Origin of the sequence: Phenylobacterium sp., from assembly GCF_013911965.1 — a bacterium.
GTDB lineage: Bacteria > Pseudomonadota > Alphaproteobacteria > Caulobacterales > Caulobacteraceae > Phenylobacterium.
In genome coordinates, this window is the sequence record NZ_JACESE010000004.1 from 16,397 (window position 1) to 41,210 (window position 24,814).

Consider the following 24,814-nt stretch of genomic DNA (forward strand, 5'->3'; position numbering starts at 1 on the left):
CGTGGCGGGCCCTAGGATCGGACACGGCCCTGAACCTCAAGCCTCAGATCCTGGCCGGCGCCGGTGATGCTCGCCTCGACGCCGTAGACGCGGGCCAGCACCTGCGAGGTCAGGGCCTGCGCCGGCGGACCGTCGGCCACGACGGCGCCGCGCCACAGCACGATGAGGCGGTCGGCGAAGCGCGCCGCCAGGGCCAGGTCATGCAGGGTGACCACCACGCCCCGTCCCTCGGCGGCGAGACCGCGGAGCAGGTGAAGCGCATCGAGCTGGTGGCCGATGTCGAGCCCCGTCAGCGGCTCGTCGGCGAGCAGCCACCGGGGATCGCCGGCAAGCGCCCGGGCGAGCAGCACCCGCGCCCGCTCTCCCCCCGAGAGGGTGGAGACGAGCCGGTCGCCGAAGTCGGTCATGCCGGTGCGCGCCAGGGCCTGGTCGATGGCGGTCGCGTCATCGGCCGAAAGCCCGCGCGCACCGATGAAGGGGGTGCGGCCCAGCCCCACCAGAATGCGCACCTCGACGGGCCAGGCGACCTCCGGCGACTGCTCCAGGAAGGCGATGGCCCGAGCGCGCTCACGCGGCGGCAGTTCGAGGATGGGCCGGCCGTCCAGCTCCACCCGCCCCCGCTCCGCCCGCTCCAGCCCCGCCAGACGCGACAGCAGGGTCGACTTCCCCGCTCCGTTGGGGCCGACGATCGCCGTCAGGTTCCCGGGCCGCAGCTCCAGGTCCAGGCCGTTCAGTATGGTTCGCCCGCCGAGTGCGACGGTCAGGTCGATGGCGCGGATCGTCTCGCTCACAGGGCCCTCCGCCGGAGGACCAGCAGCAGGCCGAAGAAGAAGGGCGCGCCGATGGCGGCCATGGCCACGCCCAGCTTCACCTCGTTGGCCCCGGGGGTCAGGCGCACCAGGATGTCGGCGGCGAGCACGAGCACCGCCCCGCCGAGCGCGCTGGGCCAGAGCAGCGCGCCGGGCCGGGCGCCGACCAGGGGCCGCAGCAGGTGAGGCACGATCAGGCCGACGAAGCCGATGACGCCCGTCACAGCGACGCTCGCCCCGCTGGTCAGGGCCACGCCGGCCGCCAGCAGCACGCGTGTGCGCCGCAGGTCGACGCCGAGCGAGCGGGCGGTGGTCTCGCCCAGGGTCAGGGCGTCCAGCGCGCGCCCGGTCATCAGGACGAGGACGGCGCCGGCGGCCATGAACGGCAGGGCGAAGGCGACCTCTCCGGCGCTGCGGTCGGCGAGCGAGCCCATGAGCCAGTCGACGATCTCGTTCACCGCCCAGGGATTGGGAGCGAGGCTGAGGGCGAGCGCCACGCCGGCGGCCGCAAGCGCCTGCAGCACCACGCCGGCCAGGATGAAGGTGACCATGGTCGAACCTCCTCCGGCCAGGGCGAGGAGGATGACGACGGCGGCCAGGGCGCCAGCCATGGCGAGCCCGGTGATCAGCCAGGGCCCTTGCGCGCCCGCCCCGAAATAGAGGCTCGTCACGGCGCCCAGCGCGGCCATGGCCGAGACGCCGAGCGCGCCGGGATCGGCCAGGGGGTTGCGAGTATAGCCCTGCATGGCCGCGCCCGAGAGGCCGAGCGCCGCCCCCACCGCCACGGCCAGCACGGTCCGCGGGATGCGAAGCTGGAAGATGATCGCCCAGCGCGGGTCCGACGGATCGGTCCAGGCGGAGAACGGCGCCCAGACGCGGCCCGCCATGAGGCTCGCGGCGCAGAGCGCCAGGAGCAGCAGGCCCAGGGCCGCCAGGCTGAGGCCCGCCCGCCGCCTCATGCGCGCGCCTCCAGGGCCTGGTCGCGGATCGCCGCCAGGCGCTGGGCGGCGGCGATCAGGACCGGCCCGCCGCAATAGGTGAGGGACTGGGGCAGGCTCGCCCTGCGCATGCGGCCGGCCACGGCCTTCAGAGCGGGATGGCTGAGCACGCGGTCGGCCCAGGTCGGGGCGCCCGGCCGGGCCTCGCCCGCCAGCAGGACGTCCGGGGGATCGGCGATCAGCAGCTCCAGCGGAACCTTGCCGCTGAGCTTCAGGCCATAGCGGCTGGCCGCATTGTCGAAGCCCGTGCGGGTCAGGAGTTCGTCCATCATCGTCCCCTCGGCCACGGCGAAGCCGCCCGACTGGAAGACCAGGGCCGAGAGCCTCGGCGCGCCCGGCGGCGGCGCGGCGGCGGCCAGGGCGGCCTCGATTCCCGCCGCCAGCGCTTCGCCGCGCTGGGGCCGGCCCACCACCTGCCCCATCCGCCGCACCTGGGCGAGGCTTTCGGCGATGCTGCCCGGCAGGGTGAACACCTCCAGCCGCACGCCCAGCCGCGCCAGGGCCGCTCGCGTCGCCGGCGCGCCGTAGCGGGCGGCGAGGACGAGATCGGGCCGCAGGGCCACCACCTCCTCGGCCGAGCCATAGACCGCAGGGAAGGCCCGGGCCGAGGGGCCGATGCTGGTGGCGCCCGGATCGTGGGAGTAGTGGCTGATGGCCGTGATCTGGCCGCGGTCGGCCACCTTCACCAGAATGGCGTCGAGGCAGGGATTGAGGGAGACGATCCGCTCCGGCGCCGACGGGGCGGCGAACGCCCGGTCCGCGCCGGCCGCCAGGCCCGCGGCGACGAGGCTGCGGCGGTTGAGCGACATGGCGGCGTCTCCCTCAGGCTCGGCCCCTAGAAGCGGGCGCGCAGGCCCACGAAGGCGCCGCGCCCGGCGGCGCCGTAGCCCCGCACGGTTTCGTAGTCCTGGTCGAACAGGTTCTCCACCCGCCCATAGACCTCCAGCCCCTCGCGCACCGGATAGGCCGCGCGCAGGTCCACCAGCGTATAGTCCGGCGTCACCGTGGTGTTGGCGTCATTGGCGAAGGCCTCGCCCACATGGCGCAGGGCCGCCGTGGCCGAGAGGCCGCCCGGCCACCGATAGGTCGCCGACAGATTGGCCAGGTGCTCGGGCCGGCGCACCAGGCGGTTGCCCGCATTGGCCCCGGAAGCGAACTCGGCTTCGGTGTAGGTGTAGTTGCCGACGAGCGTCAGCCGCTCGCCGAGCCTGGCGTCGCCGGCCAGTTCCACGCCCTGCGTCTCCGTCGCCTGGACGTTGCGGTAGTAGCCCCAGCGGGCCACGCCGCCCGGCGTGCAGAGCGGATCGGTCGTGCCGGGCGAGCAGCTGTTGTAGCGGATCTCGTTGTCGGCCTCGCGCCGGAAGGCCGTCGCCGACAGCCGCAGGGCGCCGTCGAGAAAGGCCTGCTCGACGCCGGCCTCCCAGGCGTCGAAGGACTCCGGCTCCAGGTCGAGATTGCCGTACTCGCTGAAGAGCTCGTAGAGGCCCGGCGCGCGGAAGCCCTGGCCGAAGCTGGCCCGCAGCACCGTGGCGCCGCCGTTCAGCGCCCAGGCCGCCGCCGCCTGGCCTGTCGTATGGCCGCCATAGGCGTCGTGCTCGTCGCGGCGCACGCCGCCGGTCAGGGTCAAGCCCGGCAGCACCTCGCCCTGGATCAGCAGGTAGGCGCTGTCGACCTCGGCCTCGCCGATCACGAGGGCCGGGTCGGGATCAAAGCTGCTGGGCGAGCGGGTCCGCATCTCCGCGGTCTCGCGCTCCAGGCCGAAGGTGGCGTCCCAGCCCTGCGCGAGCGCGAAAGCGCCCTGGTACTCCCAGCGCCTGTTCTCCCCGTCGGCCTCGAAGCTGAGATCGAAGGGCGCGGCGGCCGGATTGTAGTTCTCTCTGTCCGTGTCGGTGAAGGCGTAGCCCAGCCGGTTCTTCAGGCGGCCCTCGAACAGGGCGAGCGAGGCGCCGGCATAGGCCACCAGCTCCTTGGTCGTCCCGTACTCGTCGGAATCGCCGTTGAAGGCGTCGAACTCCGCCCGGCCGTTGGAATAGACTGCGCGCGCCTCCACGCCGAAGGCGTCGGACAGGTCGAGGCGGACCCGGCCCGAGGCGCCGGTGTTGTCATAGCCATCGTCCTCGGTCCCCGAAGCCAGGGCCGAGAAGCCCTCAGTCGTATAGTGGCCGCCCGCCAGCCGCCATTCATAGCGCTCGCCCGCACCGCCGACGCCGGCGCGGACATAGCCCGTGCCCCGTGAGCCGCCCTCCACCTCGGCGCCCGCCTCGAACGGCGCCTCGGGCCGGGCGGTGACGATGTTGACCACGCCGCCCACGGCCTGGCTGCCCCACAGGGTGGAGTGGGCGCCGCGCAGCACCTCGACGCGGGCCACGTCGCCGATCAGCAGGTTGCCGAAGTTGAAGGCGCCTTGCGTGGACGCCGGATCGTTCAGCTTCACTCCGTCGATCAGGACCACCGTGTGCTGGCCCTCGGCGCCGCGGATGTTCACCGTCGCCGCAGTGCCGGGGCCGCCGTTGCGCACATAGTTGAGGGCCGGCGTCGCGGCGAGCAGGTCGACGGCCGTGACCGCCTGGCTGGCCTCGATCTCGGCCTTGGTCAGCACCGTCACGGCGGCCCCGATACGCTCGATCGGCTGGGGGGTGCGGGTGGCGGTGACCACGACCTCCGACACCGCCGAGGCGCCGGCGCGGCCGGCCACGTCGGGCTCGGGCGCCTGCTGGGCGGCGGCCGGCGCCGCGGTGGAAAGTGCGGCCAGACCGGCGGCCGCGAGATAGACGCGCTTCATCTCTCATCCTTCAAGACGACCTGCGCACGCCCGGACCATCGGCCAAGCGCCCGCAGCCGGCCGCACGCGGCGGCCGGTGACCATGGGACGTCGTCTCTCGGGGGCTCCCGCTCGCCTGGCACACCCCGGCCAAACGATGGACGACCGCGCCGGGCAGGTCTCCTGGCTCGCGGGTCTTCACCGATGCGCGTCGCCTTCCCAGACCAAGGTCCAGTGGCTGAATGACGCGCGGGCTCGCCGCCTACAGTTGCGGGGACAGCCGGGGATTTGAATTCCCCCGTTCCCTTTTCATCCTCTTTCGAGGAACCTTGCGCGGGAGTCCGGATATAGGCTCGACCATGGGGCGTCAATCGGCGCCGCGGCGGCCCTGACGGCTTCGATGTCCTGGGAGGCGTTGGAGCGGCCGGCGGGAATCGAACCCGCGACATTCAGCTTGGGAAGCTGACGTTCTACCTCTGAACTACGACCGCGCTCGTCCGCACCTATCGGCGCGGCGGGGGTCGGCTGTCAACTGGCCGGCGCTCACGGCGAACGTGATCGCTGTGAAGCTCGGTTGCGAACGGCCGCGCTCGAACATGTGCTCGCGCTGGCGAGTTGAGGGGTCCGCACACCCAAAACGAGAGGGACCCATGGCCTTTGACCCGATGAGCGAGCGCGGCATTCCGCTCGAGCGGCAGCTCCGCAGCTGGTCTGAACTGAACGTCCAGCCCTACGCCACCGAAGCCGTCCACCCCTATACCCGGACCCGCGCCATCCTCATGAACGGCATCGAGGTCGAGGCCATCATGAACTCGCACCAGGCGGCGCGGCACAATTCCGACGTCGGGCTGAAGCAGAAGCTGGCCATGGTCCGCCGCATCGAGCAGCAGCAGCAGAAGGCGGTGAACTGGCTGATCCCGGGCCAGGAGAGCAACATCGCCGTCACCATCGGCTACGAGCAGGTGGCGGTGGACCTGACCGCCTGGGTGGCGCGCAACGAGCCCGATCCGTACCTGAAGCAGGTCTACGACTTCGGCCTGCTGGAGGACTTCGACCACCTCTATCGCTACGCCAACCTGATGGACCTGATGGGCGAGTCCCGGAAGGCGGCCGACATCACCGGCGACCTGACCGAGATCATCCCGGGCCGCCCCACCATCTTCGAGCATCGCCATCCGCATGACGATCTGCGCCGGCCGATGACCAAGGTGGGCGCCGACCGCCAGTCGGTGCTGAACGGCCTGACCCTGGTGGCGGCCGAGCAGCAGACCATGAACTACTACATGACGGTCGGGAACCGGCCGACCGAGCCGCTGGCCCGCGCCCTCTATCTGGAGATCGCCCAGATCGAGGAGCAGCACGTCAGCCACTATGAGAGCATCCTCGATCCCACCCTGACCTGGATGGAGAACTGGGTGCTGCACGAGTTCCACGAGTGCTGGCTCTACTGGTCCTGCATGGTCGAGGAGGTCGATCCGAAGGTGCGCGCCATCTGGGAGCTGCACCTGAACATGGAGATCGAGCACTTCCAGACGGCCTGCGAGATGATGAAGGCCATCGACCGAAAGGATCCGCGCGAACTGCTGCCCGACACCCGGCTGGAGACGCCGATGGTGTTCGAGCCGAACAAGGCCTACCTGCGTAAGCTGGTGGCCGAGCAGGTGGACCTGACCGCCTGGGACTCCGAATTCGTGCCGGTGGCGACCCTGCCGGAGGAGCATCGCTACTTCGACTACCAGGCGCGCGTGAACGCCGACGGCTCCCCCACCGAGGACGTCATTCGCCGCCACGTGCAGGAGTTCGGCGAGGACTACCGGTTCGAGACTGACGGTCCCCATCCCGTGGAGGCCCTGCGCCAGGGCGAGAGCGGCGAGCTCGGCTATGCCAGCGCCGTCCGCCAGGCCGCGCACTGAGGAGGATCAGCGATGAACACCCAGCCCCACGAAGAGGAAGGCGGCCTGAAGGGCGCCATGAACAAGATGGGCGACGCCGTCGGCGGGATGGTCGGCAAGGCCGCCGCCAGCACCGCGGGCGGCCACTCCACGCCGCAGTTCCTGAACAACGCCGTCATCGGCAACATGTACGAGATCGAGGCGGCGCAGGTGGCCCTGGAGCGCTGCCAGTCCGAGGAGATCCGCGGGTTCGCCCGCAAGATGATCGAGGACCACACCACAGCCGGCCACCAGATGAAGTCGGCCCTGCGCATGCATGAGGCGAAGGACGTCGGCGATCCCCCCATGGAGCTGGACGACCGCCGGCGCGGCATGGTCGACCATCTGCAGGAGGCCAAGGCCGAGGATTTCGACAAGCGCTACCTCGACCAGCAGCTCGCCGCCCACTACGAAACGGCGACCCTGCTCCGGACTTACATGGAGAACGGCGACAATCCGCAGCTGCGCTCCTGGGCCATGGGCTCGCTGCCCGTCGTGGAGCGTCACCTGGAGATGGCGCGCCGGCTGAAGGGCCACTGAACACCGCCCATGGCGGTCTCCCCGGGGACCGGTCCCGCCGCCTTCGCGGGGGCGGGGCCGGTCCTTCCGGCGGCCGGACCCCGGGGCGATCACATGGAGCCCGCCAGCCCCCGGCGGCGGCTTCGACACGAAACCGAACCGGCCCAGAGGGTCGGCCCCGAACGGAGACATCCATGGCCGACAGTGCGAAGGAAAAGCTGGTCGATTTCCTGAAGGAACGGGCCTTCGATCCTGTCCTCGACGCCTCGCCGGAGGGACGGTCGGATACGGAGAAGGAGAAGCTGGAACACGTCCAGCGGGCCACGCGGTCGGAGATCGACCGCTTCGAGGGCTATGACAGCGCCCACGAGGTGGTGGTGAACTTCAAGCGCGACCTCGACTCCGAACCGGCCCAGAGGGTGCATCGCGAACTGAAGGACCTCGGCCTGCCGACGCTCAACGACATCGCCGGCGACTTTGAGAACGAGGCGCAGAAGCTGGGCGTCGCCTGACGTCGATCTTGCTTCCCCGTCCGTCACCCGATCTATGCTCCGCTTCCATCGAGATCGGGGAGGATCCACATGATCGGCTATGTGACGCTTGGCGTGAACGACCTGGAACGGGCGAAGAGCTTCTACGGAACGGTGCTGGGGCCGCTCGGCGCCAAGCCCGCCTGGGGCAGCGACCGGATGCAGGGCTTTTCCAGCGGGGCCGGGCCGATGCTCAGCGTCTGCACGCCCTATGACGGCGAGGCGCCGAGCGCCGGCAACGGGACCATGGTGGCGCTCGCCGCCCCCTCCCGCGAGGTGGTGGACGAGGTCCACGCCCTGGCGCTGAAGAACGGGGCGGCGGACGAAGGGGCGCCGGGGATCCGCATCCCCAACTTCTACGGCGCCTACTTCCGCGACCTGGACGGCAACAAGCTCTGCGTCTTCAAGATGGGCTGAGGCTGCGCGCGCCCAACACGCCGCTGCGCCAGACGGGCGCCAGGTATCCCGCCAGCAGCAGCGTGTTGGGAACGGCGTTCAGGGCGAACCCCGTGGCGATCGAGAGCCAGCAGTCGATCACATACCAGCCGGCCACCGCGACGGTGACGACCCGCCAGGCGGAGCGGCCCTGCGGACCGAGCGCGGCGGCGGCCGAGAACGCCGCATAGAAGGTGAGCGCCCAGCCCAGGGTGACCGCGCCCATCACCGCCAGCGAGAAGCGCAAGGCGGGCGTGATCTCCGGCGGCCCCCCGCCCAGGATGTCAAACAGGCGCTCGACGGGCCCGCTCGTCGCCGCAAAGGCGCCGCCCGCCAGGACGAGGCCGAACAGGCCGACGCCCAGGCACCAGACGTTCAGCCAGGTCTTCCAGAAACCGTTCATGTCGCTCCTCCTTTTCGCGGGGGGAGCCTCTCTCGCCGCCGGACCTGCGGCAACGACCTGGCAGGTAATCCCCGGTCGGTCAGCCCCAGGGGCGGAAGTGCTTGGAGAGCTTCAGGCCCTGCCGCTGGTAGTGGGAGCCGTCCTCGCCATAGAGGCGCTGCGGTCGCTCGGTCAGGGGCTCGTACACCAGGCGCGCGACCGTCTGGCCGTCCTCCAGCAGGAAGGGCGTCTCATGGCTGCGCACTTCGAGCACGCCGCGCGAGCCCTTGCCGGCCGCCTCCTCCGTGCCGAAGCCGGGATCGAAGAAGCCGGCGTAGTGGACGCGGAACTCGCCCACGGACGGATCGATGGGCGTCATCTCGGCGGCCTGCAGCACCGGGATCTCGACCGCCTCCTTGGAGGCCAGGATGTAGAATTCGCCCGGATCGAGCAGCAGTTCGCCGTGACGGGGGACGAGCGGCTCCCAAAAGTCGCGCGGGTCGTGACCGTCTTCCTTGTCCATGTCGATCACGCCGGCATGGCGGCGGGCGCGGAACCCGGCGATGGTCTCGGTCAGATCGACGCCGACGCTGCGCAGGGAAAGCTTGGGCGGCTCGCCACGCTTCAGGCGCAGCTGGTTCAGCCGCGTGCCGGTGCGCACCAGGACGGAGAAGGTCTGGGGCGCGATCTCCATGAAGATCGGGCCGGAATAGCCCTCGGCCACGTCGTCGAAGGTCGCGCCATGGTCGGTGAGCAGGCGGACGAAGACATCCACCCGGCCGGTGGAACTCTTCGGATTGGCGCGGGCGGCCACGCCCGGCGGCAGGGCCAGACGCTCCTGCAGCTCGGCGATATAGACGCAGCCCTTCTCCAGCACGGCGCCGGCGGTCAGGTCCAGCTCGTGCATGGCCACGTCGGCGATACGGTCGGTGACGCGGCGCCCCAGTCCGGGGAGGAAGGAGGCGCGCACGCGCCAGACCCGTGCGCCCAGGCGCAGGTCGAGGCTGGCCGGCTGCACCTGGTCGGCGTCGAACGGCGTGGCGCTTGCGATGGCGCCCTGGGCGATCAGGGCGTCGATGGCCTGACAGGGCAGGATGCCGGGCGCTTGGGATTGATCGTTCATCGGGGCGACAGTCGCCGCTGACCCTGAGTCTGACAAGCTGGAAGCGCCGCCGGGGCGCTTGACCGCGGGCGGCTCAGGGCGTTGATGCGCAGCCTTGCTGCATGCCGGGAAGGAGACCCCGATGGCCGAAGATCCGCGCGACTGGAACCTGGAGACCAAGCTCGTCCGCGGCGGCCTCATGCGCACCGAATACGGCGAGATTTCCGAGGCGCTCTTCCTGACCCAGAGCTTCGCCTACGACAGCGCCGCCGCCGCCGACGCCCGGTTCGCGGGCGAGGCGCCGGGCTTCATCTATCAGCGCTTCGGCAACCCCACGACGCAGATGTTCGAGGATCGGCTGGCGCTCCTGGAAGGCGCCGAGCTCTGCCGGGCGACCTCGTCGGGCATGTCGGCCGTGCATGTGGCGCTGACCGGCCTGCTGCGCGCCGGCGACCACCTCGTGGCCGGCCGCGCCCTGTTCGGCTCCTGCCGCTGGATCATCTCCGAGTGGCTGCCGCGGTTCGGAGTGGAGGTCACCTATGTGGACGCCACCGACCTCGAGGCCTGGAAGAATGCGGTGCGCCCCAACACCAGGTGCTTCCTGGTGGAAAGCCCCGCCAATCCGCTGCTGGAGGTGACGGCCATCGGGGCCGTGGCGGAGATCGCCCGCGCGGCCGGCGCCCGGCTGGTGGTGGACAACGTCTTCGCCACGCCCGTCTTCCAGAAGCCCTTGGCGCTGGGGGCCGACATCGTCGTCTATTCGGCGACCAAGCACATCGACGGCCAGGGCCGGGTGCTGGGCGGGGCGATCCTCGGCTCAGAAGCGCTGATGCTGGAGGCCTACAAGGACATCCTGCGCCACACCGGCCCGGCGCTCTCGCCCTTCAACGCCTGGGTGCTGCTGAAAGGTCTGGAGACGCTGGACCTGCGCGTGCGCCGCCAGAGCGACAACGCCGCCGTCGTGGCCGATGCGGTCGCCGCGCACGCCAAGGTCCGCAAGACGGTCTATTGCGGCCGTCCCGACCACCCGCAGGCGGCCATCATCGCCAACCAGATGTCCGGCGGGGGCAATGTGCTGGCCTTCGACCTCGGCTCGCGCGAGGCCGCCTGGCGGTTCCTGGACGCCCTGCAGATCGTCGACATCTCGAACAATCTCGGCGACGCCAAGTCGATGGCCACCCATCCCTGCACCACCACCCACCGGTCGATGCCGGCCGAGGAGCGGGAGGCCATCGGCCTCACCGAGGGCTGGGTGCGGATGAGCGTCGGCCTGGAAAGCGCCGTCGACCTGCAGCGCGACGTCGAGCGGGCGCTCGACGCCGCGTGAAGCCGGGTCAGGCCTGCAGGCTCTCGGGCGAGAGCCTGTATTCCTTCGAGCAGTACTCGCAGGTGACGTGGATGTGGCCGTCGGGCTCGACCATGTCGGCCCGTTCGTCCTCGCCGAAGGAGGCGATGACGCCGCGGATGCGCTCTTCCGAGCAGCGGCAGAAGGCGCGCAGCGGCTTGTCCTCGTAGACCCGCACCCCGTCCTCGTGGAACAGGCGGAAGAGCAGGGTCTTGCCCGAAATGCCGGGGTCGAGCAGTTCGTCCTCGCCGATGGTCTCGAAGAAGGCCTGACTGCGGGTCCAGGCCTCCTCGGTGGAGCCGCGGGTGTCATCCTCGGCGATGTTCTGGATCAGCATGCCGCCGGCGCGCCAGCGCAGGCCCTCGCCGGTGTCGGCCTGGCCCACCGCCAGCCGCAGCCGCGTCGGCGTCTGTTCGGACTGGGCGAAGTACTGCTCGGCGCACAGCGCCAGGGTCTCGCCCTCGATGGCGGTGACGCCCTGGTAGCGGTCCATGTCCGGCCCCTGATCGACCGTCATGATGAAGACGCCCTGGCCCAGCAGGCTGCGGGCGCCCGGACGGGCGAAGCCTTGCGAGGCCGCGGCGACCGCCTCGGGGTCGAACCGGCAATAGCCGCGCAGGGCGCCTTCGGTGTCGTAGTCGGCCACGACGTAGCGGACGGGCCCTTCGCCCTGGGCCTGGACGATCAGGCGGCCGTCGAACTTCAGGTTCGAGCCGACCAGGGCGGCGAGCGCGCAGGTCTCGCCCAGCAGGTTGGCGACGGGTTCCGGATAGTCGTGGGCGGCCAGGATCTCGTCGATGGCGGGACCTAGGCGCACCAGGCGGCCGCGCACGGCCTCGCCCTCGATCTGAAACGGACCGACGACGTCGTCGGGGATTTGGGGAGCGGTGTTGGAAGACATCGTGGCGCCATATAGGGGGGCGGACCCGCATTTGCGAGCCTGCGCCCGTCACAGCCTCAGATCGCCCCGAAGCACCAGGCCAGGACCGACTTCTGGGCGTGGATGCGGTTCTCCGCCTCCTCCCAGACCAGAGACCTGGGGCCGTCGATCACCGCATCGACCACCTCCTCGCCCCTGTGGGCGGGCAGGCAGTGGAGGAAGACGCCGTCCTTGGCCGCCAGGTCCATCAGGGCGGTGTCCACCTGGTAGGGCTCGAAGGCGCGCAGGCGCTCGTCGTGATCGGTGTCGCCCATGGAGACCCAGGTGTCGGTGATCACGCAGTCGGCGCCGCGCACGGCCTCGCGCGGATCCTCGGTCATCTCCACCCGGCCCTGCATCTCGGCGGCGCGGGCGAGGTCGGTGAGGTCGGGATGATAGACGGTCGGGCAGGCGATGTTCAGCTTGAAGCCGAACTTGCCGGCCGCATGGATGAAGCTGGCGCAGACATTGTTGCCGTCGCCCACCCAGGCGAGCGTGCGCCCGGCCACGGGCCCCCGATGCTCCTCGAACGTCAGGAGGTCGGCCAGGATCTGGCACGGGTGGCTCCTGTCGGTCAGGCCGTTGATCACCGGCACGGTCGCCGCCAGCGCCAGGCGCTCCAGGTCCTCGTGCGTATTGGCGCGGATCATGACGGCGTCGACCATGCGCGAGAGCACCTTGGCCGTGTCCTCGATGGGCTCGCCGCGACCAAGCTGCATGTCGGCCGAGGTCGAGATGATGACGTCGCCGCCCAGCTGGCGCATGGCCGCGTCGAAGGAGAAGCGCGTCCGCGTGGAGTGCTTCTCGAAGATCATGGCCAGCACGCGGTCGCGGGCCGGCGCGTCGGCGTCGACGCGGCCCTTGGGCCAGCCGGCGCGGGCGGCCTTGCGCGCCTTGGCGTCGTCCAGGATGGCGCGCAGGTCGGCGGCTTCCATCCGCCAGAGGTCGAGGAAGTGCCTGACGGCGGCTGGCTTGGTGGACGGGAGTCCGGAGGAAAGGCTCATGGGAACGGTCCCAACGGCCCCGCGCCGGCGCCGGAAAAGCACGAAGGCGACGCCTTCGGCGCGGGGCTCTTGATCAATGGAGTCCCGGCGGGCCGGGCGTGAAAAAGGATCAGGCGGCTTCCTTGGCCTTGGCGCGGGCGGCCTCGCAGGCGCGTTCGAAGCGCTCGATCGCCTCGCGCGCCTCGTCGAGCGTCAGCGTCAGGGGCGGCAGCAGGCGGACGCAGTTGTCGCCGCCGCCGGCCACCAGCAGGTGCTGGTCGCGGGCGAGCTGCATGAACTCGCGGTTCGGCGTGCCGAGCTTGACGCCGATCAGCAGGCCCTTGCCGCGGATGTCGAGGACCACGTCCGGATAGCGGTCCTTCAGACCCGCGAGCTGCTGGTTGAAGTAGCCGGCGACCTCGCGGACATGCGCCAGCAGTTCCGGCTTGGCCAGTTCGTCCACCGCCGCCAGACCCACCGCCATGGCCAGCGGATTGCCGCCATAGGTCGAGCCATGCGAGCCGACGCTCATCCCCGCCCCGGCCTCCGCCGTGGCCAGGCAGGCGCCGACGGGGAAGCCGCCGCCCAGCGCCTTGGCCACGCACATGATGTCCGGATCGCCCTCGCCGTCGGCCCAGTCGTGGGCGAACAGGCGGCCGGTGCGGCCGAGGCCGCACTGGATTTCGTCATAGATGAGCAGGATGCCGTGCTCGTCGCACAGCTTGCGCAGGCCCTTCATGCAGGCCACCGGCAGGGCGCGCGCCCCGCCCTCGCCCTGCACCGGCTCGATGATGATCGCCGCCGTGGTTGGGCCGATGGCCGCCTTCAGCGCTTCGTGGTCGCCATAGGGAAGCTGGACGAAGCCGGGCAGCGGCGGGCCGAAGCCTTCGAGATAGGACTTGTTGCCCGAGGCGTTCACCGCCGCGACCGTCCGGCCGTGGAAGGAGCCTTCGAAGCCGATGATGTCGATGCGCTCGGGGTTGCCGCGGGCCCAATGATACTTGCGCGCCGTCTTGATCGCGCACTCCACCGCCTCGGTCCCGGAGTTGGTGAAGAAGACCATGTCGGCGAAGGTCTCGGCGCAGAGGCGCTTGGCCAGCGCCTCCTGCCCCGGGATCTGGAAGATGTTGGAGACGTGCCAGAGCTTCTCGGCCTGGTCCTTCACCGCCTGGACGAGCCGGGGATGGGAATGGCCCAGCGCGTTCACCGCAATGCCGGCCATGCAGTCCAGATAGGCGTCACCCTCGGCCGTGAACAGTCGCGCGCCCTCGCCTCGCTCGAACGCCAGCGGAGCGCGGTTGTACACGCCCATGATGTGGTCGCTGGGAACGGTCGCGGCGGACGTCGCGGTCTTTTCGGTCACGGGAGGAGCCCTCCAAAGCGAAGCGTCCCCGCGCGCAGGCTGCGGGGACTGGAAGGCCCGATCTTTTCCGGCGCGAACGCCGCTCTGTCAATGATTTGCAGGCGGGCCGCCACAGGGTCGCGAGGGACTGTGGCGCCGCTTCCCCGACCGCCTCAGGTCTTCAGCTTGTAGCCGGTCTCGAACATCCAGAGACAGACGAAGGCGAAGGCCACGGCGATGCCCGCCGTCATCCCGATCCCCGTCACCAGCGAACCCTCGGCCTGGCCGATGAAGCCGTAGCGGAAGCCGTCGATCAGATAGAAGAACGGGTTGAAGTGGCTGGCCGTGCGGAACGGCTCGGGCAGGCGGTCGACCAGATAGAAGGTCCCCGACAGGAAGGTCATCGGCATGATGATGAAGTTGGTCACCGCGGCCATGTGGTCGAACTTCTCGGCCCAGAGGCCGGCCATCATGCCGAGCATGCCCAGGATCAGCGAAGCCGCCACGGCGAAGTAGAGCACCGCCCACAGGTGGGTCAGCGGCAGGTCCGCAAAGGGCAGGACGGCGATCCAGGTGACCGCGCCGACGGCCAGGCCGCGGGTGGCGGCGCCGAGCGCGAAGCCCGCGACATGCTCCAGCGGCGTCAGGGGCGGGGTCATGAAGTCCCCCACCAGCCCGTTGACCTTGGCCTGCAGAAGGCTCGAGGACGAGTTGGCGAAAGCGTTGTTCAGGATGGTCATCATGATCAGGCCCGGCGCGATGAAGGTCGCGAAGGGCACGCCGTGGACATCCGGCCGGGCGCCACCCACGGCTACCACGAAGACCATCATGTACAGCAACGAGGTCACGACCGGCGCGGCCAGAGTCTGGGTCCCGACCTTCCAGAATCGCTTCACCTCCCGCAGGTAAAGGGTCCGGAAGCCCGGCCAGTTGAACCCCGAATAGGCCCGTGGCTGGGGCGGGACGGCGGACGAGATTTCGGCGGCGCGGCCAGGCGACATGTCGTTCATGCCGCACACATGCGCCGCCGCGGGCTTGACCGCAAGTGTGCGACCTTCCGACGCTATATCTAGTTCCTGTGGATGGAACCAGGGGCGCCTATTGTGGCCTTTAAGGAAGTCTTTACGATATCTAGTAGTCCGTGGGGCGCAGAATGACGCGTCCTCACTAGATGTAGTTCCGACCGTTGCGCGGGGTGGCGTTCGGAACCGCTCTGGCCGTTTGGGAGGCTCTGATGAGTTGGACTGACGAGCGTGTCGAGTCGCTGAAAAAGCTCTGGCAGGATGGCCTTTCGGCCAGTCAGATCGCGAAACAACTGGGGGGAGTCACCCGTAATGCGGTGATCGGCAAGGTTCACCGCCTGGGCCTGTCGGGCCGCGCCGCGCCGTCGAAACCGGCCCGTCCGGCCTTCAAGGCGCCCCGGCCGCAGCGCCCGGCCGCCACCGCGCCGTCCGCGCCGCGCCGCATCGCCGAGCCCGTGGCGGCCGAGGCCGCCCAGACGCCGGCGCCGACCCGCTATGTGGACGAAGAGCCCGGCTCGGCCACGGTGCTGACGCTCGGCGCCCACATGTGCAAGTGGCCGATCGGCGATCCGTCGAGCGACGGCTTCACCTTCTGCGGCCGCCGCGCCAGCGAAGGCCCCTACTGCGTCGAGCACGCCAAGGTGGCCTATCAGCCGGCCCAGGCGAAAAAGCGCTCCGGCGGTTCGGATCTGGCCCGGTCGCTGCGGCGGTATATCTGATCGGTCGGCAGACGATCGCGACAAGGGGGCGGACGCCGCGAGGCGCCGCCCCTTCTTCGTTCCGGCGGTTGGGGATCGGGCCTGCGCGGACTAGATTCCGCCGATGACCGACGTCGCGCCGCCTGAGTCGAACGCCCACGCCTATTCCGTTTCCGAACTGGCCTTCGCGCTCAAGCGGACGGTGGAGGACGCCTATGGCTTCGTGCGCCTGCGTGGCGAGCTGTCCAAGGTCACCCACCACTCCAACGGCCACGTCTATCTGACGATCAAGGACGAGCGCGCCGCCATCGACGGCGTGGTCTGGAAGGGCTCGGTCCGCAACCTCTCCGTCCGGCCCGAACAGGGGCTGGAGGTGATCGTCACGGGCAAGATCACCACCTATCCGGCCGGCTCGCGCTACCAGATCGTCATCGAGAGCATGGAGGCCGCCGGCATGGGCGCCCTGCTTGCCCAGCTGGAGCGCCTGAAGGCCAAGCTCGCCGCCGAGGGCCTGTTCGAGCCCGCCCGCAAGCGGCCCCTGCCCGCCATGCCGGCTGTCATCGGCGTGGTGACCAGTCCGACCGGCGCGGTGATCCGCGACATCCTGCACCGCATCCGCGACCGCTGGCCCTGCCGCGTCGTGGTCTGGCCGGTGGTGGTGCAGGGCGACCAGGCCGCCGCCCAGGTGTGCGGCGCGGTCCGCGGCTTCTGCGAGCTGCCCGCCGGCGGCGACCTGCCCCGCCCCGACGTCATCATCGTGGCCCGCGGCGGCGGTTCGGTGGAGGACCTCTGGCCCTTCAACGACGAGACCCTGGCCCGGACTGTGGCCGCGGCCGACATCCCGGTCATCTCGGCGGTCGGCCATGAGACCGACACGACCCTCATCGACTTCGTCTCCGACCGCCGGGCGCCGACGCCCACGGCCGCCGCGGAGATGGCGACGCCGGTTCTGGCCGAGCTGCGCGCCGCGATCAGCGACCTGAACGCCCGCCTGCACCGCTGCGGCGGGCGGGTGGTGGAGGACCGCGCCGGCCGCGTGCAGAGCGCCGGCCGCAGCCTGGCCCGCGTGCCCGACCTGGTGGAGATGGCCGCCCAGCGGTTCAATCTCGCCTCGGGGCGTCTGACCGCCGGCCTGCAGCGCAACGCTGCGGCGCACGAGCGGGATCTGGTGCGCGTGGCCTCGCGGCTGTCGCCCAACCTGCTCCAGCGTCCGCAGGAGGCCCAGAAGCAGCGGCTGGACGCCCTGACGGCCCGCATGGCCCCAGCCGTTCAGCGACGCATGGAGCGCCTGTCGGAGCGGCTGACCGCGGTGGAGAAGCTCCGCCAGTCGCTCAATCCGGACCGCCCCCTGTCGCGGGGCTTCGCCCGCGTCCATCGTGCCGACGGATCGCTGGCCCGGCAGGGGGCGGCCCTCGACCGCGGCGAGGCCGTCCGCCTCGTCTTCGCCGACGCCACCCGCAACGCCGTGATCGACGGCCAGGGCGTCGATCCGGCCCATCCCGACCGGGCCGAGGCGCCGGTCGCGCCGGCCCCCCGGCCCAGGCCGCGCAAACCCGCCGCGCCAGGCGCCGGCCCCGGGGCCGTACAGGGCGATCTCTTCTGAGACGGGCCTCTGTCATCGCCGGCGCCTGCGCGCTACATTAGGGCGATGAACGCACATGATCGCGACCTTCCAGGCCAGGCGGCCGAGCTGGCCGTGCTGCACTATGGCGACGGCGACTTCGTCGTGCTCAAGCCGGGCCGCCACGTGGTCTGCGCCGTTTCCGGCGTGAAGATTCCGCTGGAGGCCCTGCGCTACTGGAGCCCGGCCCTGCAGGAAGCCTATGCCGGCCCCAACGAGGCGCTCGCCCGGTGGAAGGAGATGAACCCCTGAGCTGGCGGCCCGACCGACGCACGGCCCTGCTCGGCCTGGCGGCGGGCCTCGCCGCGCCGGCGCGGAGCCTCGCCGAGGATGGCCTGCCGCTGCGCCTCGACGGGCGGTTCATGCAGGGCGGAGTCGCCGTCGGCCGGACGATCCCCGGCGCCCAGGTCCTGCTGGACGAGACGCCTCTGACCGCCGCGTCGGACGGCGGCTGGTTCGTCATCGGCTTCGATCGCGACGCGCCGAGCCGCATCCTGCTGCGCGTGACCGACGGCCATTCGGAGGCGGTCCGTCCGCTGGTCCTGCAGTCGGGCGAGTACGATGTGCAGCGGATCGACGGCCTGCCCCAGGACACCGTCACCCCCATGGACCCGGACCTGCTGGCGCGGATCCGCGCCGAGGCCGAGCGCAAGCAGGTCGGCTTCGCCAGCCTTGCGCAGCGGGACGATTTCAAGAGCGGCTTCATCATGCCGCTGTCGGAGTTCCGCCTCTCGGGCCGTTTCGGCGACCAGCGCGTCCTCAATGGCTCGCCGTCGCGTCCGCACTACGGCGTCGACATGGCCGCTCCCCTCGGAACCCCGGTCCTGGCCCCCGCGGCCGCCACCGTGGCCTTCGCCGAGACGGGACTGCACTACGAGGGAGGCCTGATCATGCTCGATCACGGCCAGGGCCTGGTCAGCGCCTATCTCCATCTGTCGCAGGTGCTGGTCGCTCCGGGCCAGGAGGTGGCGCAGGGCCAGCCGATCGCCGCCGTCGGCGCCGAAGGCCGCGCCACCGGTCCGCACCTGTGCTGGCGCATGAAGTGGCGCGACCGCAACCTCAATCCGCTCAGCCTCGTGGGCCTGCGCGCGGCCTGAGCTAGCGCCGCTTGCGCGCGTAGGTGTCGTTGGGCCAGCGCTTGTGGACCCAGAACCACTCCGCCGGCCGTTCACGGATCCGCTCTTCCATGAAGGTGTTGATGCGCGCCACGGAGGCGGCGATGTCGGCGGTTCGGTCGCCGCTCTTCTTGGGCTTGATGGGCGGGTGGACGATCACACGGAAGCGCGCCTTGTCCAGCCGCTGGACCGACATGGGCTGCAGCACCGTGTCGAAGCGAAGGGCCAGGCGCGAAGGGCCGGGCGCAGTGTGGACCGTCTTGCCGAAGAAGGGGGCGGCCACCCCGCCGTTGAACTTCTGGTCGTTCATCAGGGCCACGGACTCGCCCCTGGCCAACGCCTCGAGCACCTCGCGCGCGCCGTCGCCGCCCTTCGGCGCGAACAGCCTCACCCCGTAGCGGAAGCGGTTGTCCCGGATGCGCTGGTCGAAATAGGGGTTGTTCGCCGCCCGGTAGGTCATGTGGCAGGTCACGCCCGAATGGGCGATGACCGCGGGCATGATCTCCCAGTTCGACAGATGGCCGGAGACGAAGACCACGGGCTCGTGCGTGCGGGCGATCTCGGCCAGGCGCTCGGCGCCGACGATCTCGATGCGGTCGCCCGCGCCGACGATGCGGTCGATGATCGGGAATTCCGCGAAATTGCGGCCGGTCTGCGCCCATTGCGCATCCAGAAGGGCGTCGATCTCGGCCTGGCTCAGATTGGGAAAGGCGATCCGCAGGTTGCGCTCCGCCGTCCTGTGCGCGCTGGTCAGCGGCCCCAGCCGGCGGAGCAGCCAGGCGCCGAAGTCCGAGACGGTGTCGATGGGAAACAGGCGCGCCAGGGCCGTCACGCCGTCATAGGCCAAGGCCTCCAGCCGCCAGAGCAGGTCCTGACCCAAGGAAGTTCGCGCGCGCGCCATGGACCTCTACTAGTCTCGCCCAGCGCCTTCGTGCAACGCGAACCGCAGTCGCTTGGCGCGCGACTTGCGGAAGCCGGCTCACACCGTCTCTGTTCGGGACGGCGCATCTCTTAACCACGAGGGGGAAAGAGACATGGGCAACGAAATCGACGTTCACCTGGGCAAGCGCCTCCGCCGTCGGCGGCGGCTGCTCGGCCTGACCCAGCAGCAGCTGGCCGGCGCCTGCGGCGTCCGCTTCCAGCAGATCCAGAAGTACGAGTGCGGCGCCAACCGCATCTCCGCGGCCCGGCTGTGGCAGCTGTCGGAGGCGCTGGAGGTTCCTGTGGCCTATTTCTACGACGGTCTGTCGGAGAAGGCGGGCGAACGGCCCCAGCCGTGCGATTCGGGCGGCGAGGTCCTGGCCAGCAAGGAGACCATGGACCTGATCCGGGCCTACTACCAGCTGGGCGAGCGGCCCCGCCGGCGGCTCCTGGACCTGGCCAAGTCGCTCAACGGCGACGGCGAAGCGGGCTGAATCCCGGCGATCTTGGCCGCGCCCTCGGGTTCGGCTTTCCGTGGGCGCCGCTTGCGGGCTAAACCGCCCGGATGCTGAGCCCCGATCGCCTCTCCGCGCTCGAAGACGTCCTCGTCGAGCTGAACCGCGCCGCCGCTGACGTCGCCCTGCCCCTGTTCCGCGCCGATCACGGCCTGGAGGACAAGGGCGGCGCGCCGGGCCTGAACGCCTTCGATCCCGTCACCGCCGCCGACAAGGGCGCGGAGGCGGCGATCCGTCGGATCATCGCCGAGCGCTTTCCCGAACACGGCGTCATCGGCGAGGAGTATGGCGAGGATCGCCCGGATGCGGAGTTCGTCTGGGTGCTCGACCCTGTGGACGGCACGCGGTCCTTCATCTCCGGCCTGCCGCTCTGGTGCGTGCTCATCGGCCTTCGGCACGAGGGCCGGCCGGTGCTGGGCTCCATCTACCAGCCCTATCTCGACGAGCTCTACATGGGCCACGCGGGCGGCTCTCGCCTGCTGCGCGGCGGGGTCTCGCGCCCCTTGCGCGTGCGCGCCTGCCCGAAGCTGACCGACGCCACCATCTCCACCACCGATCCGGAGGCCTGTTTCGACGGGGCCGAGGCCGGCGCCTGGACGCAGGTGCGCGCCGCCGCGCGGCTGGCGCGCCTGGGCCTCGACGCCTACGCCTATTGCATGGTCGCGGCGGGGGCCATGGACATGGTCATCGAGGCCGGCCTGAAGTCGTGGGACATCGAGGCGGCCATTCCGCTGATCGCCGGCGCCGGCGGCCTCGTCACCGACTGGCGCGGCAACCCGCCCGGGCCGCACGGCGGCCAGATCGTCATCTGCGGCGACCGGGCCTGCCTGGACGAGGCCCTGGTGGCGCTCAGGCGTTCGGCGAAGTCGGCTTCTTCCGCGTCCTAGGCGCGGCCGTCTTGGGCGTCGCCGCCCCCGACGCTGGCTTTGTCTTCGCCGCGCCGGCCGCAGCCGCCTTCGAAGCGGCGGGCCTGGCCTTCGCCGCCGGCTTCGGCGCATCCGCCCCGGCCGCGGCGGCCTTGGACGTCGCCGGCTTGCGTGCGGCCTTGGGCGCGGCCGGTCTCGGAGCATGGCGGTCGGCCAGGGCGTCGAATTCGGCGAAGAAGACGGCGCGCCGCTCGTCGGTCTCCATCAGGATCTCGTGCAGAGCGCCCTTCACCACCACCAGGCGGCCGTCCGGCAGCCGGCGGGCGACCTCGTCCTGGGCGGCGTTGTCGACCAGCTTCTCCTGCTCGGCCTGACAGATCACGACGGGGATGGTCACGCCGTCCAGGGCGCCGGGGCGGACGAACTCGTCGCGCGCCTTCAGGGCGAAATGCAGCCAGCTCCAGGTGGGCGATCCCAGCGCGAGATCGCGATTGGCCGCGATCTGGGCCCGGGCGCGGGCGAAGCGGGTCCGGTCGTGGGTCAGGACGTTGCCGTCGAAGCTGTCGTCGAAGGGCTTGCCCGGATCGCCCAGAACATAGCCGCCGCCCCGGCCCAGCAGCCGGTTGGCCGCCACCATCAGCCCGACGGCCCTGGGATAGCGTCCGACCTTCACCCCCAGCATGGGCGCCGACAGGACGGCCGCGGCGAAGCGAGAAGCCTGTCCGTGGGCGAGCGCCAAAAGAGTGAGGCAGCCGCCCATGGAATGGCCGACGGCGAGCCACGGCTTCGGAAGCTCGGCTTCGAAGGCGGAAAGCAGGATGTCGAAATCGGCCAGGAATTCGTCGTAGCCGTCCGCATGGCCCTTCAGCCGGTCCGGCAGAGCGCGGTGCGACAGGCCCTGGCCGCGCCAGTCGTGGGCCAGCACGACGAAGCCGCGGCCGGTCAGGTCTTCGATGACCTCGAAGTACTTCTCGATCGGCTCCGTCCGGCCGCCGCTCAGCACCACCGAGCCCCGGGGCGTCCCCTGGGCCGGGAACAGCGCCGCCCGCAGCTTCGCGCCGCCGGCGCCGATGATCCAACGGGCGGAGGCCCCGGCCGGAACCGGGGCGGCGGGGATGTCGGTCAGCGGGGCGGTCTCGGCCATGGAACTCCTCGCCGGTCAGGCGGCCTGGGCGAACAGGCTCTGGATCTTCGATTGCATGGAGAAGGCCAGGCCCATGTCCGACATCCGCATCCGCTTGCTCATCAGCGCGGTCATCGGATCGAGCCGGCGTTTGCCCAGGGCCTTCAGGTCGGAGAGGCTGATGGTCACCACCAGGTCGGCGGGGGCGTCGTCATTGCTGACGTGGCGTCCGTCGATATGGATCACGCCGTCGCCCTTCAGGTCGAGCTTGACGGTGTGGGGAAGCGGCTCCCCCGCCGCCACCGCCCGGGCGATGCGTTCGGTCAGTTCCTCGAGGCCGGCCATGACGTCCCTTCCTTCGGCGCGACAGTGGCCCGGCCGCCGGACGATGTAAACCGAAGGGCCGTGACACGGAGACCCGGCTCGTCCAGTATCTTGCGAACAATTCGCAAATCTGGGAGGCGAACCATGGGCAAGCTGGAGCTGGCCGACCTCGACAGGCTCTATCGGCCCCCGGGCAAGGTGGTGCTGGACAAGGTGCTGAACCACGTCGACAGCCACGGCCGCTCCTTGGTCGCCCTCTCGCCCTTCTGCGTCGTCAGCGCCGCTGGCCCCGACGGGCGGCTCGACGTCTCGCCGCGGGGCGGGGAGCCCGGATTCGTCCATGTGAGCGAGGACGGACGCACCCTCTTTCTGCCGGACCGGCCGGGCAACAACCGGCTGGACATCCTGCGCAGCATCCTGGCCGGCGACGGGCGCATCGGCATGATGTTCATGATCCCGGGGTTCGACGACGTCTACCGGGTCAACGGCCGCGCCGAGGCCAGCGACGACGCCGACCTGCTGGCCCAGTTCGAGGAGTTCGGCCGCCTGCCGCGCCTGGTCCTGCGCATAGCCGTGGAGGAGGCCTTCCTCCACTGCCCCAAGGCCATCATGCGCGGCCGCCTCTGGGATCCCGACGCCCGCGTGGAACGCAGCCTGCTGCCGAGCGGCGCGGAGATGGTGTCGGATCAGCTGAAGCTCGGCCCCCTGCCCGTCACGAACGAGCAGATCATCGAAAGCTACAAGACCCAGCTCTGAGGCGCCTCAGGTCGGCTTGACGAACCGCAGGGTCATGCGGTCGCTCTCGCCGATCGCCTCGTAGCGGCTGCGGTCGAAGTCGGGGTCCACGGGCTCGCCGCGCGGCGAGGTGCGGCCGACCGGCGGCAGGGTCCAGACGCCGAAGGGGTGATCCTTGGTGTCGCGCGGATTGGCGTTGATCTCGCTGGTCCGGTCCAGGATGAAACCGGCCTCCTGCCCCAGGCGGATGACATAGGCCTGATCCACATAGCCGCTGGCCGCAGCGGGATCCTGGACGCCGCCGGGCTCGGCGCGATGCTCCACGACGCCGAACACGCCGCCGGGCTTGAGGGCCGCGAAGGCGTCGGCGAAGGCCTTGTCGACGATGCCGCCGGCCATCCAGTTGTGGATGTTGCGGAAGGTCAGCACCAGGTCGGCCGTGCCGGCCGGCGCGATCGGCCCGCTGGTCGGTCCGAAGGCGGTGATCTCCACCTCCCCATAGAGACGCGGACGCGAACGCAGCTTCTGCCGGTAGGCCTCGACCACCTCGACCGAGGCGGGGTCGCTGGGCTGCAGGTTGGCGGCGTAGAGCTTGCCGTTGGAGGCGGCCAGGTACGGCGCCAGGATGTCGGTGTACCAGCCGGCGCCGGGCCACATCTCGACCACCGTCATGCCCGGCTTCAGGCCGAAGAAGTCCAGCGTCTCCGCCGGATGGCGCCAGGCGTCGCGCGCCTTGTCCTCCGGGGGCCGCCACTCGCCGGCGACGGCCTCCTGCAGGGTCATGGCCGAGGCGGGCACCCGAGGTTCGGCCTCTTCCCCCCGGTTGCAGCCGGCCAGGGCCGCCCCGCCGAGGGACAGGGCGCCGGCGAGGGCGGCGCGACGCGAAAGCAACAGGTCCGCCATGCTCACGCCGCCGGCTTCACGAATCGCAGGGTCATGCGGTCGCTCTCGCCGATGGCGTCGTACTTGGCGCGGTCGAAGTCGGCGGCCGGCGCCTCGCCTCGGGCCGCGCTCTGGCGGACCGGCGGCAGGGTCCAGACGCCGAACGGATGATCCTTCGTGTCCTTGGGATTGGCGTTGATCTCCGACTGGGCCTCGAGCTTGAACCCGGCCTTCTCGGCGGCGGCCACCACGGTGGCGGTCGAGACATAGCCGTCGCGGGCCCCCTCGACCTCCGGACGGGGATCGGAGCGATGCTCCTCCACCGCCAGCACGCCGCCCGGCTCGAGGACGGCGTAGAAGTCGTTCATCGCCTTTTCCAGCATGCCGTCCCGCCACATCCAGTTGTGGATGTTGCGGGCGGTGAGCACGAGGTCGGCCGAACCCGGCGCGCCGAGCGGCTTCGACGTGGCGCCGAAGCCGACATAGGCGATGTCGCCGAACACCGCGGCGTCCGCATACTTGGCCTCGAAGGCGGCGCGGCCCTTACGCGCCCCGTCCGACAGGCCCGGATCGTCCAGGTCGGCGACAGCGGCCACGTAGGTCCCGCCGGCGGCCTTGACGTAGGGGGCCAGGATCTCCGTCCAGTAGCCCGAGCCGGGGGAGATCTCGACGACGGTCTGGCCCGGCTTGAGGCCCCAGAAGACCAGGCTTTCGTACGGATGGCGCGCCTCGTCGCGCGCCACATGGGCCTCGCCGCGCTGGCCGCCGCCGATCACCTGGCGAAGGACGGCGTCCTCGGCCTGGGCTGCGGTGTTCAGGGCGAGCGCCGCGACGGCGCCCACGACGAAGGCTTCGAACCTGGGGTGGAACATGCTTGGGCTCCGGCGTTCTTGCTGGCCGGTGACCCTAAGGACGCGAGACGATCTGGCAAGGCTG

The 24,814-nt window shown here is 70.7% G+C and carries 27 protein-coding genes, 1 tRNA gene and 1 riboswitch; of the genes, 12 read left to right on the plus strand and 16 right to left on the minus strand.

The features are described 5' to 3' along the window. Positions 1–11 precede the first annotated feature (11 nt). The 5 genes from H2041_RS04985 to H2041_RS05005 form a co-directional block, all read right to left on the minus strand. Positions 12–791 (minus strand): ABC transporter ATP-binding protein, encoded by a 780-nt coding sequence (locus H2041_RS04985; RefSeq protein WP_293410121.1) that lies wholly within the window; start codon positions 789–791, stop codon positions 12–14. After that, on the minus strand, positions 788–1,768 hold the full coding sequence (locus tag H2041_RS04990; RefSeq protein ID WP_293410124.1) for an iron ABC transporter permease: 981 nt from the start codon (positions 1,766–1,768) through the stop codon (positions 788–790). Before H2041_RS04990 ends, H2041_RS04985 begins: the two co-directional genes overlap by 4 nt. Further along, positions 1,765–2,616: an ABC transporter substrate-binding protein gene (locus H2041_RS04995; protein WP_293410126.1), complete on the minus strand. Its 852-nt coding sequence runs from the start codon at positions 2,614–2,616 to the stop codon at positions 1,765–1,767. Before H2041_RS04995 ends, H2041_RS04990 begins: the two co-directional genes overlap by 4 nt. Before the next feature lie 26 nt (positions 2,617–2,642). Further along, entirely contained in the window at positions 2,643–4,589 is a 1,947-nt protein-coding gene (locus H2041_RS05000; RefSeq protein ID WP_293410128.1) for a TonB-dependent receptor, read from the minus strand. 134 nt (positions 4,590–4,723) lie between these two features. Further along, a riboswitch (cobalamin riboswitch) is annotated at positions 4,724–4,915 on the minus strand. A 69-nt stretch (positions 4,916–4,984) separates the two neighbouring features. After that, a tRNA-Gly gene (locus tag H2041_RS05005) sits at positions 4,985–5,059 on the minus strand. A gap of 159 nt (positions 5,060–5,218) precedes the next feature. Here H2041_RS05005 and H2041_RS05010 point away from each other — a divergent pair. From H2041_RS05010 to H2041_RS05025, 4 genes are all read left to right on the plus strand, one after another. Beyond that, entirely contained in the window at positions 5,219–6,481 is a 1,263-nt protein-coding gene (locus H2041_RS05010) for a hypothetical protein (RefSeq protein ID WP_293410130.1), read from the plus strand. Between the two features lie 12 nt (positions 6,482–6,493). Further along, the gene (locus H2041_RS05015) at positions 6,494–7,039 is read left to right on the plus strand and encodes a DUF4142 domain-containing protein (RefSeq protein ID WP_293410133.1); all 546 of its coding nucleotides are present in this window, start codon (positions 6,494–6,496) and stop codon (positions 7,037–7,039) included. 173 nt (positions 7,040–7,212) lie between these two features. Continuing rightward, the gene (locus H2041_RS05020) at positions 7,213–7,530 is read left to right on the plus strand and encodes a hypothetical protein (protein ID WP_293410135.1); all 318 of its coding nucleotides are present in this window, start codon (positions 7,213–7,215) and stop codon (positions 7,528–7,530) included. A 69-nt stretch (positions 7,531–7,599) separates the two neighbouring features. After that, positions 7,600–7,965 (plus strand): VOC family protein, encoded by a 366-nt coding sequence (locus tag H2041_RS05025; protein ID WP_293410137.1) that lies wholly within the window; start codon positions 7,600–7,602, stop codon positions 7,963–7,965. Here the strand turns inward: H2041_RS05025 and H2041_RS05030 are convergent. Both H2041_RS05030 and H2041_RS05035 read right to left on the minus strand, forming a co-directional pair. After that, positions 7,952–8,386, minus strand: coding sequence for a hypothetical protein (locus tag H2041_RS05030; protein ID WP_293410139.1), 435 nt, complete (start codon positions 8,384–8,386; stop codon positions 7,952–7,954). The two genes, H2041_RS05025 and H2041_RS05030, sit on opposite strands and share 14 nt — an antisense overlap. Before the next feature lie 79 nt (positions 8,387–8,465). Continuing rightward, entirely contained in the window at positions 8,466–9,488 is a 1,023-nt protein-coding gene (locus H2041_RS05035; protein ID WP_293410141.1) for a 2'-deoxycytidine 5'-triphosphate deaminase, read from the minus strand. A 121-nt stretch (positions 9,489–9,609) separates the two neighbouring features. Here H2041_RS05035 and metZ point away from each other — a divergent pair, with 121 nt between their 5' ends. After that, the gene (gene metZ / locus H2041_RS05040) at positions 9,610–10,794 is read left to right on the plus strand and encodes an O-succinylhomoserine sulfhydrylase (RefSeq protein ID WP_293410143.1); all 1,185 of its coding nucleotides are present in this window, start codon (positions 9,610–9,612) and stop codon (positions 10,792–10,794) included. A gap of 7 nt (positions 10,795–10,801) precedes the next feature. On the opposite strand, the gene H2041_RS05045 is transcribed toward metZ, so the two are convergent. From H2041_RS05045 to H2041_RS05060, 4 genes are all read right to left on the minus strand, one after another. After that, complete coding sequence (locus H2041_RS05045; RefSeq protein ID WP_293410146.1) at positions 10,802–11,713, minus strand: Hsp33 family molecular chaperone; 912 nt, start codon at positions 11,711–11,713, stop codon at positions 10,802–10,804. A gap of 56 nt (positions 11,714–11,769) precedes the next feature. Beyond that, positions 11,770–12,735, minus strand: coding sequence for an ornithine carbamoyltransferase (gene argF, locus H2041_RS05050; protein WP_293410148.1), 966 nt, complete (start codon positions 12,733–12,735; stop codon positions 11,770–11,772). 109 nt (positions 12,736–12,844) lie between these two features. After that, entirely contained in the window at positions 12,845–14,026 is a 1,182-nt protein-coding gene (locus H2041_RS05055; protein ID WP_293410700.1) for an aspartate aminotransferase family protein, read from the minus strand. 203 nt (positions 14,027–14,229) lie between these two features. Beyond that, positions 14,230–15,066 (minus strand): ABC transporter permease, encoded by an 837-nt coding sequence (locus tag H2041_RS05060; RefSeq protein WP_293410150.1) that lies wholly within the window; start codon positions 15,064–15,066, stop codon positions 14,230–14,232. A 224-nt stretch (positions 15,067–15,290) separates the two neighbouring features. Here H2041_RS05060 and H2041_RS05065 point away from each other — a divergent pair, with 224 nt between their 5' ends. From H2041_RS05065 to H2041_RS05080, 4 genes are all read left to right on the plus strand, one after another. Continuing rightward, positions 15,291–15,797: a GcrA family cell cycle regulator gene (locus tag H2041_RS05065; RefSeq protein WP_293410152.1), complete on the plus strand. Its 507-nt coding sequence runs from the start codon at positions 15,291–15,293 to the stop codon at positions 15,795–15,797. A 103-nt stretch (positions 15,798–15,900) separates the two neighbouring features. Further along, positions 15,901–17,379: an exodeoxyribonuclease VII large subunit gene (xseA, locus tag H2041_RS05070; RefSeq protein ID WP_293410154.1), complete on the plus strand. Its 1,479-nt coding sequence runs from the start codon at positions 15,901–15,903 to the stop codon at positions 17,377–17,379. Positions 17,380–17,424: 45 nt separating this feature from the next. After that, entirely contained in the window at positions 17,425–17,649 is a 225-nt protein-coding gene (locus tag H2041_RS05075) for a DUF2093 domain-containing protein (RefSeq protein ID WP_293410156.1), read from the plus strand. After that, a complete protein-coding gene (locus H2041_RS05080; protein WP_293410159.1) occupies positions 17,628–18,494 on the plus strand; it encodes a M23 family metallopeptidase in 867 nt (288 codons plus the stop codon). Before H2041_RS05075 ends, H2041_RS05080 begins: the two co-directional genes overlap by 22 nt. A 1-nt stretch (position 18,495) precedes the next feature. Here H2041_RS05080 and H2041_RS05085 read toward each other — a convergent pair whose 3' ends face one another. After that, on the minus strand, positions 18,496–19,413 hold the full coding sequence (locus H2041_RS05085; RefSeq protein WP_293410161.1) for a lysophospholipid acyltransferase family protein: 918 nt from the start codon (positions 19,411–19,413) through the stop codon (positions 18,496–18,498). Positions 19,414–19,546: 133 nt separating this feature from the next. Between H2041_RS05085 and H2041_RS05090 the strand changes: the two genes are divergently transcribed. Both H2041_RS05090 and hisN read left to right on the plus strand, forming a co-directional pair. After that, a complete protein-coding gene (locus H2041_RS05090) occupies positions 19,547–19,927 on the plus strand; it encodes a helix-turn-helix domain-containing protein (protein WP_293410163.1) in 381 nt (126 codons plus the stop codon). A gap of 71 nt (positions 19,928–19,998) precedes the next feature. Next, complete coding sequence (hisN, locus tag H2041_RS05095) at positions 19,999–20,835, plus strand: histidinol-phosphatase (RefSeq protein WP_293410165.1); 837 nt, start codon at positions 19,999–20,001, stop codon at positions 20,833–20,835. Here hisN and H2041_RS05100 read toward each other — a convergent pair. Both H2041_RS05100 and H2041_RS05105 read right to left on the minus strand, forming a co-directional pair. Next, positions 20,798–21,958, minus strand: a complete 1,161-nt coding sequence (locus tag H2041_RS05100) for an alpha/beta fold hydrolase (protein WP_293410167.1) — start codon at positions 21,956–21,958, stop codon at positions 20,798–20,800. The two genes, hisN and H2041_RS05100, sit on opposite strands and share 38 nt — an antisense overlap. Positions 21,959–21,973: 15 nt before the next feature. Next, the gene (locus H2041_RS05105) at positions 21,974–22,282 is read right to left on the minus strand and encodes an SCP2 sterol-binding domain-containing protein (protein ID WP_293410169.1); all 309 of its coding nucleotides are present in this window, start codon (positions 22,280–22,282) and stop codon (positions 21,974–21,976) included. 123 nt (positions 22,283–22,405) lie between these two features. Here H2041_RS05105 and H2041_RS05110 point away from each other — a divergent pair, with 123 nt between their 5' ends. Further along, a complete protein-coding gene (locus tag H2041_RS05110; protein WP_293410171.1) occupies positions 22,406–23,017 on the plus strand; it encodes an MSMEG_1061 family FMN-dependent PPOX-type flavoprotein in 612 nt (203 codons plus the stop codon). A 6-nt stretch (positions 23,018–23,023) separates the two neighbouring features. Here H2041_RS05110 and H2041_RS05115 read toward each other — a convergent pair whose 3' ends face one another. Both H2041_RS05115 and H2041_RS05120 read right to left on the minus strand, forming a co-directional pair. Next, positions 23,024–23,899, minus strand: coding sequence for a methyltransferase (locus tag H2041_RS05115; RefSeq protein WP_293410703.1), 876 nt, complete (start codon positions 23,897–23,899; stop codon positions 23,024–23,026). A 2-nt stretch (positions 23,900–23,901) separates the two neighbouring features. Then, positions 23,902–24,750 carry a methyltransferase gene (locus H2041_RS05120; RefSeq protein ID WP_293410174.1) on the minus strand — a complete coding sequence of 283 codons (849 nt, stop codon included), beginning with the start codon at positions 24,748–24,750 and terminating at the stop codon, positions 23,902–23,904. Positions 24,751–24,814 lie beyond the last annotated feature (64 nt).